At 63.8% G+C, this 12,258-nt stretch carries 8 protein-coding genes; 1 reads left to right on the top strand and 7 read right to left on the bottom strand.

Annotated features, from left to right (window positions below):
* Nucleotides 1–72 precede the first annotated feature (72 nt).
* The 6 genes from ATJ78_RS14145 to ATJ78_RS14120 all read right to left on the bottom strand — a co-directional run bounded on the left by ATJ78_RS14145 (nt 73) and on the right by ATJ78_RS14120 (nt 9,551).
* Complete coding sequence (locus tag ATJ78_RS14145) at nt 73–1,902, bottom strand: glycoside hydrolase family 2 protein (protein ID WP_098408826.1); 1,830 nt, start codon at nt 1,900–1,902, stop codon at nt 73–75.
* A gap of 11 nt (nt 1,903–1,913) precedes the next feature.
* Nucleotides 1,914–4,880, bottom strand: coding sequence for an alpha-mannosidase (locus ATJ78_RS14140; protein ID WP_098409408.1), 2,967 nt, complete (start codon nt 4,878–4,880; stop codon nt 1,914–1,916).
* Nucleotides 4,881–5,022: 142 nt separating this feature from the next.
* Complete coding sequence (locus ATJ78_RS14135; RefSeq protein ID WP_098408825.1) at nt 5,023–5,898, bottom strand: carbohydrate ABC transporter permease; 876 nt, start codon at nt 5,896–5,898, stop codon at nt 5,023–5,025.
* A complete protein-coding gene (locus ATJ78_RS14130; RefSeq protein WP_098408824.1) occupies nt 5,898–6,809 on the bottom strand; it encodes a carbohydrate ABC transporter permease in 912 nt (303 codons plus the stop codon). Before ATJ78_RS14130 ends, ATJ78_RS14135 begins: the two co-directional genes overlap by 1 nt.
* Entirely contained in the window at nt 6,806–8,149 is a 1,344-nt protein-coding gene (locus ATJ78_RS14125; protein ID WP_098408823.1) for an ABC transporter substrate-binding protein, read from the bottom strand. The genes ATJ78_RS14130 and ATJ78_RS14125 overlap by 4 nt, the downstream gene beginning before the upstream one ends.
* Before the next feature lie 127 nt (nt 8,150–8,276).
* The gene (locus tag ATJ78_RS14120) at nt 8,277–9,551 is read right to left on the bottom strand and encodes an ROK family transcriptional regulator (RefSeq protein ID WP_169923467.1); all 1,275 of its coding nucleotides are present in this window, start codon (nt 9,549–9,551) and stop codon (nt 8,277–8,279) included.
* A gap of 55 nt (nt 9,552–9,606) precedes the next feature.
* On the opposite strand from ATJ78_RS14120, the gene ATJ78_RS14115 reads away from it, so the two are divergent.
* Nucleotides 9,607–10,971: a sulfatase-like hydrolase/transferase gene (locus tag ATJ78_RS14115; RefSeq protein WP_169923466.1), complete on the top strand. Its 1,365-nt coding sequence runs from the start codon at nt 9,607–9,609 to the stop codon at nt 10,969–10,971.
* A gap of 18 nt (nt 10,972–10,989) precedes the next feature.
* On the opposite strand, the gene ATJ78_RS14110 is transcribed toward ATJ78_RS14115, so the two are convergent.
* Nucleotides 10,990–12,168: an acyl-CoA dehydrogenase family protein gene (locus tag ATJ78_RS14110; RefSeq protein WP_098408820.1), complete on the bottom strand. Its 1,179-nt coding sequence runs from the start codon at nt 12,166–12,168 to the stop codon at nt 10,990–10,992.
* Nucleotides 12,169–12,258: the final 90 nt, after the last annotated feature.

Genomic DNA, 12,258 nt, shown 5'->3' with positions numbered 1-12,258 from the left:
CCGTGCATGTTGACCGAAAGCATGAGACGACGTCCCCGCGCGAGACGCTGCGCGGGGACGTGCGAATGTGACTCATTCGTCGCGTTCGGCGTACTTCTGCTCGATCGCGGCCGGGCGGTCCTGCGCCTCGCGAATGCGGTCGATGTCGAACTTGTCGCTGCGGTCGAAGTTGTACAGTCCGTTCTGCTCTTGAAAGACGTCTGTCAATTGCGTGTAGCAGTAACCGAACATGTCGGGATGATCCATGAGCACCGCGACTTGCCCTTCGAATCGCGCGTAGAACTCGTCAATGTTGCGAACTCGTTCTCCGTAGCCCCAGCCGCTCGACTCTGCCTTTTGCGCCTCGGCGGCGTTCCACCAGATACCACCGAACTCGCTCACGAAGAATGGCTGCCCGGCATAGGGGATCGACCAGGACTCGCCCGTCGTTGGCGACGGATTGACGAACGGATCGCCCTCGCTGAGCCGCGCGAAGTGCTCGGCGAGCAGCTGCGGCTCCTGCTCGTACTGGTGACTGTCGAACACGTCTGATTCAGGAACGCGGTGCGCGTATCCCGAGGTGTCCAGGACGGGCCGGGAGGTGTCGAGGGCCTTCGTCGCGAGGAACATGCCGCGCATGACGTCATCGAGCACCGTGATGCGATCGCCGTACGCCTGCCATGTCTCGTTCATGGGGCACCAGCCGATGATCGAGGGATGCGAGTAATCACGCTCCACGACTTCGAGCCACTCTTGAATGAACGATGCGTCGGGCTGCTGATTGCTTGCCTCGCCCTCTCTCGAGTTGCATCCCCAGTCGCCGAACTCGCCCCACACGAGGTATCCCATGCGGTCAGCGTGGTAGAGGAAGCGCTCTTCGAAGACCTTCTGATGCAGGCGCGCACCGTTGAAACCGGCCGCGAGTGACAGCTCGATGTCGCGAACCAGGTCCGCGTCACTCTGGGCGGTCATGAGGCCGTCGGGGTAATACCCCTGGTCGAGCACCAGCTTTTGGAACACGACCTCGCCGTTGAGGCGAATTGCCTTGCCCGTGATCGACACACTGCGCAGCCCCGCGTAGGAGTCGACGGCGTCCAGCAGGTTTCCGTCACTTCCGCGCAACTCGAAGCGCACGTCGTACAGGTACGGGTCAGACGGGGACCACAAGCGCTGCCGCCCTTCGGGGAGCGAGAGCGTTACGCGGGGAGCAAGGTCGAGATCGGCGCGCACCTCAGCCCGCGAGACCTCGCCCTCGGCATCGGATACCGCCACCATGAGGCGGGCGCCCCGGGAAATGCCAGACAGCGGCACCTCGACGTCGAACGATCCGGCGGCGACATTCGGGGTGATGCGCGGCCGGCGAATCGAGGTCTCCGGAACCCGCTCGATCCAGACGGTCTGCCAGATGCCCGTCGTGCGCCAATAGTGCGCGCCGGTCGGAGTATATGTACGCGACTGCTTTCCGCGTGCCTGCGGTGCGTGGGGCTCATCTCGAGCGCGCACCACGAGGGGCACCTCGGCTCCGAAGCGCACAGAGTCGGTGACGTCGAACGAGAAACTTGAGAAGCCACCGCGGTGGCGACCGACCTCGACGTCATTCACCCACACTGTCGCGTCATGGTCTACCGCACCGAAGTGGAGCACCACGCGGCTTCCCTTCCACTCCGCTGGAACGTGCAGCGAACGGCGGTACCAGACGGCGTTGTAGAAATCGAGGTCGCCGATGCCGGAGAGAGTGCTCTCCGGAGCGAACGGCACAACAATTTGCCCCGAGAGCGCCGAGTCGCGAAGCCCGCGCTCCAGCCCGGTGTCGCTGCGATCGATCTCGAACCCCCATGTTCCGTTGAGGTTGACCCAGTCATCGCGTCGGAACTGCGGCCGTGGGTACTCGGGGCGGGGAATTGCTGTCGTGTTGTCGGTCATATCCATCGTCCTTATCGGGCAGGGGAGGCGAAACGGAGGGTAACGAGTTCGAACGGCCGTAGACATACATCGACCGTTGACCCCTCGGCAGTGCCGCGAATCGTCGTTGTCGACACGGCATCCTCGAGGAGGTCTGTCGTCTGAACGCCGCTCCACGCGAAGTTGGTGCTCAGCGTGGCCGACGAGCGATTGCCATGAGCCTCGTAGAGGCGAACGACGAGATCTCCCGAGCGATCCTCCGCGAGCTTCACGCTCTCGACCAGGATCGCAGGGTCGCTCACCTCAATCAACGGTTCCACGGCCGAGCCCCGCACGTCGCGAAGCGGAAGGTGCTGGGCGTAGCCGTCGGCGATAGCCTCAGGGATGCCGCCCGGGCGCAGACTCACGGTGAACGTGTGCTGTCCCTGATCGGCGCCCGGATCAGGGTAGCGCGGCGCACGCACGAGCGAGAGGCGCGCGGTCGTCATGGGGGTGCCATCTGGAGACTGTCCGTTTCGGATGTCGTGTCCGTAGACCACGTCATTGGCGATCGCCACGCCGTAGGAAGGCTCGCCAACGTGGATCCATCGGTGTGCGACAGTCTCGAAGCGCGCGGTGTCCCACGAGGTGTTCTGGTGAATGGGACGGTGTAGATGGCCGAACTGAATCTCCGACGTTGCACGATCCGCCCGGACGTCGAGCGGGAACGCGAGTTTCAGAAGCTTCTGCGACTCGTGCCAGTCGATGTCGAACGCGTAGTGCAAACACCCGTCTGCGAGGGAGATGCGCACGTCGATGGTCGAGGTGCCGACGGCATGGCGCACGACAACGGCATCACCATCGAGACGGATGCTGTCGGGGTCGACGAGATCCTTCCGCGAGCGCTTGTCTTCATCGTTGATGTCCCAGGCGTCCCATTCTCGGGGAGCGTCGCGGAACAGCTGCAGTACGCCTCCCGCGGTCTCCGCGGGCACAAGCTCTCGATCGGCGGTGAGATCGACGATGGAAACCAGCGTGCCGCGCCTGTCAATCTCGACGCGCAGACGATCGTCGGAGAGAACGAAACCGTCGGCGTCCTCGCGCGCATCCGGTGCACCGCCCTCGGATGCGGGGGCGACACCCATTGCCGCGACTCCGCTTCGCGCGAGCGGACCGGCGTTTGCCTGCAGCACCTCGTTTCCGTCGCCGGCGAGCTGCCCCAGCGAGTGCTCGACGAGGGCGGTGAGCTCAGCCGTGAGGTCGGCGTACTGCTGCTCGGCCTCCTGGTGAACCCACGCGATCGAGGTTCCGGGGAGGATGTCGTGGAATTGCAGCAGAAGCACACGCTCCCACGCCTTCTCTAACGCCTCGTACGGGTATTCCGATCCGAGTCGGACAGCTGCCGTCGCCGCCCAGAGCTCCGCCTGCCTGAGCAGTGCTTCGGAGTGCCGGTTTCCGCGCTTGCTGCGCGCGTGAGAGATCAGAGTGCCGCGGTGCAGCTCGAGGTACATCTCGCCGACCCACACCGGTGGCTCCGCCAATTCGGCTGCCGCCGTTTCGAAGAACGTCTCGGGATCGCTGAGCTGAACCTTCGGCGAACCATCGAGGTCTCGTTTGCGCTGAGCAGCACCGAGCATCTCTCGGGTGGGGCCACCGCCGCCATCGCCCCAGCCGAACAGAGCGATGACGTTGTGTGCTGCCCCCTTCTGCCGGAACTTGCGCTCGCTGCGCGCCAGATCGGCGGCTCCGAGATCGGAGTTGTACGTCTCGGCCGGCGGGAAATGCGTGAAGAGGCGCGATCCGTCGATGCCTTCCCAGAGGAAGCTCGAGTTGGGCATGGGGTTCGTCTCGTTCCACGACGGCTTCTGCGTCAAGAAGTGCGAGATGCCGGCAGAGCGAACGATCTGGGGGAGTGCCCCGCTGTACCCGAAGGAGTCGGGCAGCCACCCCACGTTGCTTGTGACTCCGAACTCCTCGCGGAAGAACCTCGTGCCCCGCACGAACTGGCGGACGAGCGCTTCACCACCGGGCATATTCGTGTCAGACTCCACCCACATGCCGCCAACAGGACGGATGCGGCCGGCCTTGACAGCGGCCCGAACGCGTTCAAAGAGCTCGGGCTGCGTGTCCTTGATCCAGGCGTACTGCTGTGCCGAAGACGCGGCGAAGATGAACTCCGGGTCGCGCTCGATGAGATCGAGAACGTTCGAGAACGTTCGCGCGACCTTGCGAACCGTCTCACGCGTGGGCCAGAGCCACGCGCAGTCGATGTGCGCGTGCCCGACGGCCGAGACGATCAGGGCGCTGTCCGGCGCGGTTCCTGAGAGCACGTCGGCGAGGGCCGCTCGCCCCTTCGCCGCAGTACCGGCGATGTCGTCCGGATCCATCACGTCGACCATGCGTACGAGGGCATGAATGATGTCGGCTCGTCGCGAACCGTCGGGCGGGAGCACGTCGACGAGCCCGTCGAGAGTTGCCACGTCTTGGAGCAACTCCCAGACGTCGAGATCACGACGCGCGACCGAGACATCGCGGAGCGTGTAGATCGGCTCGGTGCCGGCCGTAGCCTTGTCGCCCACATGCGTGGGCTCGTACTCGTACGGAACCTGCACGATCGGATTCGCGGCAGCTTCGATGAAGAGCCGAAACGGTCCAGCATCCGGAAGCGGTACCCACGCGTTCAAGGGTTCGAGCGCCTTGACGATGGTGCCGTTCTCTCGGTAGACGGTTCCCTCCGCTTGGAAGCCCGGCTGATCAGCCGTGAACCCAAGGTCGACGACGAGCTCCGTCTCTGCCGGGTTCCAGCCCGACGGTACTTCGCCGCGCACCTCGAACCACACGGTGTCCCAGGGGCGGCCCCAGGCCGTGCCGAGTTCGAACGGCTCGAACGTCTGCGCCGTCGCGTGCGAGAAGGGCACGGGTTCGCCGTTCACCGTCCAGGCGCGAACCTCCACGGGAAGCGCCTCGCTATAGATCGCGGGCGCGACGCGGAATCGTGTGAAGCGGCGCACCCGTAACATCGCGAGCGCGGCTTCGTCGAGCTGGGTTCGGCCGTGCGGATTGACATCGACTACCAAAGAAATCGTTCCTTTTCAAAAGTGATGAAGCGGTGCCCCGTTGGGCACACCAGAGAGGACAAACGGAGAAGCGCGCTGGGCGTTGCTATCCCTTGATGGCGCCGCCCATGCTCGAGCGGAGCAGATGCTTGCGAAGCACCATGTAGAGGATTGCGGGCGGAATCATGTAGATCATCGCGCTCGCGGCCAGCAGGCCCCAGTCGACCTGGTTGAATGCGCTGAAAGCGCGGAACAAGCCGATAGAAAGCGGGTACAGGTCGGGAGACTGCAAGAGCACGAGGGGCGTGAGGAAGTCCCCCCACACCGCCATGAATGTCAGCATCGCGGTGGCGCCGAGTCCCGGCATCACGAGGGGCGCGACGACGCGGATGATTCCCTGGAATCGGCTGTTCCCGTCAAGCCACGCGGCTTCTTCGATCTCGACGGGCACTGCATCGATGGCTCCTTTGAGCATCCACAGCGTGATCGGCAGAGCAGCTGCCGCTTCGACGAGGATCAGCCCGAACAGGGTGTTGTCCAGATTCACCTTCACCATCAGCAGATACAGGGCGACGATGGTGGCTGGTGCAGGAATGACCCTGATCAGCAGGATGGAGAACATGAACGTCGCGCGGCCGCGAAAGCGGAATCGGGACAGCGCGTAGGCTCCGAGCACGCCGACAGCGAGATTCAGCGCCGTGGCTAGCACGGAGATGATGAGGCTGTTCGCGAGCAGGCGAGGAGTGTTCGCTTCGGTGAAGAACCGCACAAAGTTGCTGGCGGTGAGATCCGGCAGCTTGATGGTCGAACCCGCATCCGCATCGAAGGCGGTGAGCACGAGCCACGCGAACGGAATAAGGCAGAAGAGCGCGAGCAGCGTGATCAAGACGTACTGCAACGTGCGTTGCACGGACCGGAACATGCTCGGACGGCGGCGCACCACCGAGGTGGTGGTGTTCACTGCGGTGCTGGTGGCAGCCATCAGACCTCAACTTTCGAAAAACGCACGTAGGTCAGGCCGAAGATCAGCAGCAGAATGAGCAGGATCACTGATGCTGCGCTTCCCAAGCCGATCTGCGAATACTGGAAGGCGCGCTGGTAGATGAAGATGGCCGTCAGCTCGGTTGCATTGCCCGGGCCTCCCTGCGTGAGGAAGTAGACAAGGCCGAAGACGCCGACCGTCGTGATCGTCGTGAGCAGCAGGTACAAGAACACTGCTCCACGGATCAGGGGAAGGATGACATGGCGGAATACCTGCCACGGTCCGGCCCCGTCAATCCGAGCGGCTTCGATGAGCTCGTCGGGAACGTCCTCCAGTGCCGCCTGGAACATGATCATGGCGAAGGCAATTCCACGCCAGATGTTCACGACGATAATGCACAGCATGGGCGCCGCTTGCAGTGCAGCCACGGGAGCCTCGCCGAAGACGCCGAGGAGCCTATTCAGCGTGCCGTCGCCGCTGGGTGACAAGACGCTTGCCCACGTCAGCGACGCGACGACTTCGGGCACGACCATGGGCAGCAGCACCGCGGCGCCGAACGCGCCCTTTCCTCGAAGCCATTTGCGGCTCAAGATCAGCGCGGCGACCATTCCCAGCACGGTCTGCCCGATGATGGCCGAGAAGAAGACGAACTGCGCGGTGTTCCACATCGATCCGAGGAAATCTTCGGACGTGAGCAGGTGAGCGTAGTTGTCGAACCCGACGAACTTCGGATTGCGTGCCGCGGAGCCGGTGAGTTGAGTGTTGGTAAAACTGAGATAGATGCCGTAGGCGGCGGGAATCAATACGAATGCTGTGATGAGCACCACCGACGGCCCCAGCAGCAGCGGCACGAGGCCGCGCTGCTGGAGGCCGCGGCGTCGCCGCGTCGGAGCGAGAGAAGCTGACATCATTCGGCGATGAAGCTCGGGTCGAGGAACTCGCGCACTTCTTTCGCGAATGCCTTCGCCGCTTGTTTGCCGTTTGCGTCGCCCGTGAGGATCTGCGCTGTCGCGTGCTGTACGGCCTGCGAGATCTGATCGCTGCCCTCGCCCACGAGAGGCACGACGGCGGTCGTCAGTTTCGATTCCGCGTCGAGCAAGGCCGGCTCGCTCGCGTAGGGCTCGATGTCGGAGATGCCTTCGCGCGGTGACGCTGCGCCCACAACGGCCAACTGCTTCGCGAGCGCTTCGTCCGACGCCAGCCATTTGATGAATTCGACAGCAGCGTCCGGGTACTCACTCTCTGCATTGACGGCGTAGTTGTAACCGCCGCCGCTCACGGAGTACGGCTCCGTGCCATCGACGAGTGCGGGGTAGTTCCAGGTGATCACCTTGTCTTGAACATCTTCAATCGGGGCTGATCCGTCCGGGCCCCAGTCGTAACGCCAGCCCCAGGTTCCCTGGGCAGCGACGGGCATCGTCCCGGCCGGGAACGCCTCGTACTTCGTCGGCTCCCACGGGTTGGGATTGAGCAGGGCCTCAACAGGCAGGAGCTGCTCTTTCACGAGCTCGTTGTACAACTCGAACGTCGCGGTCAGTCCCTTGCTCTCGATGGTCCAGGTGCCGTCCTCCGCGTTGTAAAACGGACTTCCCGTGCCGGCGGCGATGGGCAGGAATCCCTCCGTGAACGAGCCGTCGCCCCACGCGGTTCCAGCCGGAATCACGATTGGCGCCTCGCCCGTCTGGTCCTTGACCGCCGTTAACCGTTCGATGAGTTCGTCCCAGGTCTCGGGCTGAGACGTGTCGATTCCGAGGTCGTCGAGGACGTCGGCGCGTACGAACAGATGCTGCAGACTCGCCTCGTGGGGGATGGAGTAATAGTGCCCGTCGGACTGCTTGGCCCGCACGCGGGATACGTCGTAGAACGTGTCCCATCCGTCCCAGTCCGTCAAATAGTCGTCGAGTTCGAGAAGGTAGCCGGCCGCGGCCCAACCCGTGATGTTCGAGCCGCCCGTATCGATGACATCGGGTGCGGTGCCAGCATGCAGCTGCTGAGTGAGTTTCGTGTTGACGTCGCTATCGGGGAGGATGTCGGCATTCAACTTGACGGTGATGTCTTTGCCTTTGGCCGACATCGCCTTCTCGAATTCGGGGATGAGCTCTTCGAGCACGTCCGCGCGTGCCTGCTGGTATTCGAGGATCGTGATCGTCGCTGGGCCGTCTTTGGCTTCTTGGCCCGTGGAGCAAGCGGTGAGACCAGCGGCCACGACCATGGCCGATGTCGTCAATGCGACAAGGTGTCGGCGCTTCATTGCGTTCCCTTCCTGCGCCAGCCACCGTGGCAATAATCAATTTGATTGAATAGCGCGAGGTTAGTCTAGGTAATGGCGCTCCGCAGAGTCAATAGCGAGTTCTTGGCTGCGTTGAAAGCGACGCCCGTCAGCTCGTGAGGTAGAGGCGTCCAGGCGTGTCGAACGTCGTCGACCACATGGCAAGTGACGCCGCTCCGACGGCGCCAACGGGGTCGCCGATCGACGTGCCGCGCACGTCGACGTGATGAAGATCTCGCCCCATGAACAGGCGCTCAACGATCGCCGGAACGACGCGCAGAAAGCTCGGGCGGAAGGTTTCCCACTGAGGTCCGCCGAAGACGATCGCATCAAGGTCCAGCGTGTTCACGAGCTGGCCGGCGACGCGCCCGAAGCCGTGTGCTGCACGGTCGAGGATGCCGATGGCTGTCGGGTGGCCTGCCGCGGCCATTCGGCCGAGTTCGGCTAGAGCGACTTCCACGGCATGGGCATCTGAGACGTCAACGGAATGCAGCGCTCCCTGCGCGATTGCGGACGCCACGAGTGTGGCAGGCATCGCCGTCGCGGAGAGGCATCCACGCCCTCCGCAATAGCAGAGGGGTCCGTCGGGGTCAGCGCTGAGGTGCCCGATATCGCCGATGTTGGCGCTGGCCCCTCGCATGATCTCTCCGTCGAGGACGATGCCTGCGGCGACGCCCGTGCCGAGATAGATGAACGCCAGATTGGCGGGCTTCTCGTCGGAGTTCCAGATTTCTCCCTGTGCCGCGGCAGTGGAGTCTTTTTCGATGATCACGGGCAGTTCCATACGGGCGCTGAGCTCACTGCGCAGTTGAACGGTCTCCCAGCCGGGGAGGTTTGGAGCGCCGATCACCGCACCCTGAACGAGGTCGACCGGTCCAGGAGTCGCCACCCCGATCCCGGCGATGCGGGAACGGTCTGCCCCCGTTTCCGAGATCAACGTGCTGATGGACGATTCAATGGCGTTCAGGACATCGTCGGGGTCCGGGGTCGTGGGGGTGGACTCCACCGTGGTGGCGACGACATCGCCGGCCAGATTCATCAGGATGCAGGTCAGCCGTGCGGGATCGATGTGGAGGCCGATCGCATACCGGCCGTTCTCTTCGACTTCGAAAATCGTTCGCGGCGCGCCGGCGCCAGAGTGCACGCGGCCGGACTGCCGGATCAGTCCCGCGTCGACGAGACGGCGGGCGATGTTCGACAGCGTCTGCGCGCTGAGCCCTGTGCGCTGTACAAGCTCTACTCGACTGATCCCCGCTGAGCGACGAATCAAGTCGAGCACGAGCATCTGGTTATAGTCGGCCACACGTGGCAGGTTTGTGCCCCGCCGCTCATTTCGGACCCTGTTTGAGCTCTTCTTGCCGAGGCCCGCGTCAGTGCGCGTCATTCTTTGATCGTAGGACATGCGCGGTGCGCGTTCCACTCATCAATTTGATGGAGTAATGTCGGAGGACGCCGTCGTCGTCGAAAGGGAGACCGTGTCCGCCCAGAAAGCTAGCCCCAATGTCGTCATTCTGTATAGCGATGACCTCGGGTGGGGAGACCTTCCGTCCTTTGGCGCTGACGAGCTGGAGACGCCGTTTCTCGACTCACTGTGCCGTGCGGGAGTTCGGCTGCCGCAGTGGTACTCCAACTCTCCGGTCTGCTCGCCGTCACGTGCCTCGCTGCTCACCGGGCGGTATCCCGCGCACGCCGGCGTGGAATCGATTCTCGGCGGAGAGCGCGGTACTCCTGGCCTCCCGCCGCAGGAGACGCTCGCATCGCGGTTGCGCGAGCGCGGATACCGCACAGGCATCTTCGGGAAGTGGCATCTCGGCGCCGCGGCCGATCACAGCCCGCTGACCTTCGGGTTCGACGAGAGCTTCGGGTTTCGAGCCGGATGCGTCGACTACTACTCGCACATCTATTACTGGGGCGACCACAATCCGGTCCATGACCTCTGGGACGGCGATGAAGAGGTGTGGGACAACGGGGAATACCTGACGCTGACGCTCGGCGATAGAGCCGCCGACTTCGTCGCACGCAACGCAGATCATCCGTTCTTTCTCTACGTTCCGTTCAACGCGCCTCACTATCCGCTGCATGCGCCGGAACGGTACGTCGAGCGGTTCGCGCATCTGCCAGAGGACCGTCGAATGATCGCAGCGATGATCGCCGCCATGGACGATGCCATCGGCGTCATTCTGGATGCTCTCGAGGCGCAGGGGGTGCGAGACGACACGCTGATCTTCTTCTCGTCAGACAATGGGCCTTCGGCCGAGAGCCGCAACTGGCTGAACGGGGAAGAGGTCTCGTATGCCGGCGGATCCGCAGGTGTTCTTCGTGGCACGAAGGGCTCACTTTTCGAGGGCGGCATCCGAGTTCCCGCGATCATCTCCTGGCCCAACGGCGGTCTTGCGGCCGGTCAGGAGTATCGCGGCGTTGGCGCCATGATGGATGTGCTTCCGACCGTTGTGCATGCCGTCGACGGGAATGCCCCGGCTGTCTCCGACATCGATGGATGCTCTCTTCTTGACGAGCTTCGACAACCCGAAGCGGATAGCTCGCAGGAGCGCACGCTGTTCTGGAGCCACGACGGGCAATGGGCTGCTCGGAACGGTGATCTGAAGCTCGTCGTCAATGCGCAAGAGGGAATGACTCCGCCGCACGCGGTCGACGAGGCGGTGTTCGACCTCTCCGCTGACATCGCGGAGCAGCGTGACGTCTCGGGGGATCACCCAGCAGCGACCCGCGAGCTCAAGCAGCAGCTCGATGCTTTCCAGGCCCAGACTCGAGAGTGGCACATCGCTCGCCCAACTCACGTGTAGTGGTCGAGTTGAGGGGCGTCAGACGAACGCGTTGTGCCCCGTGATCGAACGACCGACGATGAGGGAGTTCATCTCGTGCGTGCCCTCGTACGAGTAGAGCGCCTCGGCGTCGGCGAAGAAGCGCGCCGCCTCGTAATCGAGAACGATGCCGTTGCCGCCCATCGCCTCACGCGCCCACGCCACCGTTTCGCGCATGCGCGCCGTGCAAAAGCCCTTCGCCAGGGCCGAGTGCTCGTCGCGCTGCGTGCCCTCGTCGAGCATCTGCGAGACGCGAACGCACATGGCAATGGATGCTGTGATGTTGCCGAGGCACCGCGACAAATGGTCTTGAATGAGCTGATGCTGCGCGATGGGCTTTCCGAACTGCTCACGCTCTTGCGCATATGCGACGGCGGCGTCATACGCACCGACGGCGACGCCGACCGAAGACCAGGCGACCTGAGCGCGCGTGAGCCGCAGCACGCGCGCTGTGTCGCGGAACGACCTCGCATTCTGCAGACGCAGGCTCTCAGGCACCCGCACGTTCTCGAGCGTAATGTCGGCGTTCATCACCGAACGCAGGCTGATCTTGCGCTCGATCTTCGTGGCGGAGTACCCCGGCGTCGAGGTGGGAACAATGAAGCCCTTCACCTGGCCGTCGGCCTCGTCTTTCGCCCAGATGATCGTGATGTCGCTGAACGTGGCGTTGCCGATCCAGCGCTTCGCGCCGTTGATGACCCACTCGTCGCCCTCGCGGCGCGCGGTCGTGCGCAGCCCCTTCGCACTGTCGCTTCCCGAGAGGGGCTCAGTCAGGCCAAATGCGCCGACGACCTCCCCGGACGCGAGCTTCGGCAGCCACTCCGCACGCTGCTCGGCAGAGCCCGCGACGCCGATGGACCCCATGGCGAGGCCCTCCTGCACGCCGATGAACGTCGCCATCGAAGCATCCACCCGCGACATCTCGAGCGCCGCGAACCCGCGGAAGACCGCCGAGTTCTCGAATGGCGACGTCTCGGGGAAGGCATAGCGGGCAACGTCGGTCGCCATGAAGCCGGGAACCAGGTGGGTCGGGAACTCCGCCTTCTCCCAGTACTCGTTGATGACCGGGCGCACCTCGCTCTCCATGTAATCGCGGATGCGCTGGAGACCCTCCTTCTCGTTGTCGCTCAGCAGGGTCGAGAACCCGTAGAAATCGGCGGAGATGGGCTCGAACGTCATGTGAAGTCTCCCGGTGAGGTGTCGTTCTGTGCAGCAGTCGTCGCTGCAACTGCTCGTGAGCTTATTGTGCGTCGTCGCGACGGTGAGAAA

The sequence above is a fragment of the Paramicrobacterium agarici genome (assembly GCF_002563955.1).
Taxonomy (GTDB): Bacteria; Actinomycetota; Actinomycetes; order Actinomycetales; family Microbacteriaceae; genus Paramicrobacterium; species Paramicrobacterium agarici.
Note: the sequence above shows the minus strand (reverse complement) of the source record. Positions and strands in the feature narration are given on the sequence as shown.

Bases quoted from the DNA above. Each gene is read 5' to 3' on its own strand.
- ATJ78_RS14145 (WP_098408826.1), bottom strand. From the start codon at position 1,902: ATGACCGACAACACGACAGCAATTCCCCGCCCCGAGTACCCACGGCCG.
- ATJ78_RS14140 (WP_098409408.1), bottom strand. From the start codon at position 4,880: ATGTTACGGGTGCGCCGCTTCACACGATTCCGCGTCGCGCCCGCGATC.
- ATJ78_RS14135 (WP_098408825.1), bottom strand. From the start codon at position 5,898: ATGGCTGCCACCAGCACCGCAGTGAACACCACCACCTCGGTGGTGCGC.
- ATJ78_RS14130 (WP_098408824.1), bottom strand. From the start codon at position 6,809: ATGATGTCAGCTTCTCTCGCTCCGACGCGGCGACGCCGCGGCCTCCAG.
- ATJ78_RS14125 (WP_098408823.1), bottom strand. From the start codon at position 8,149: ATGAAGCGCCGACACCTTGTCGCATTGACGACATCGGCCATGGTCGTG.
- ATJ78_RS14120 (WP_169923467.1), bottom strand. From the start codon at position 9,551: ATGACGCGCACTGACGCGGGCCTCGGCAAGAAGAGCTCAAACAGGGTC.
- ATJ78_RS14115 (WP_169923466.1), top strand. From the start codon at position 9,607: ATGTCGGAGGACGCCGTCGTCGTCGAAAGGGAGACCGTGTCCGCCCAG.
- ATJ78_RS14110 (WP_098408820.1), bottom strand. From the start codon at position 12,168: ATGACGTTCGAGCCCATCTCCGCCGATTTCTACGGGTTCTCGACCCTG.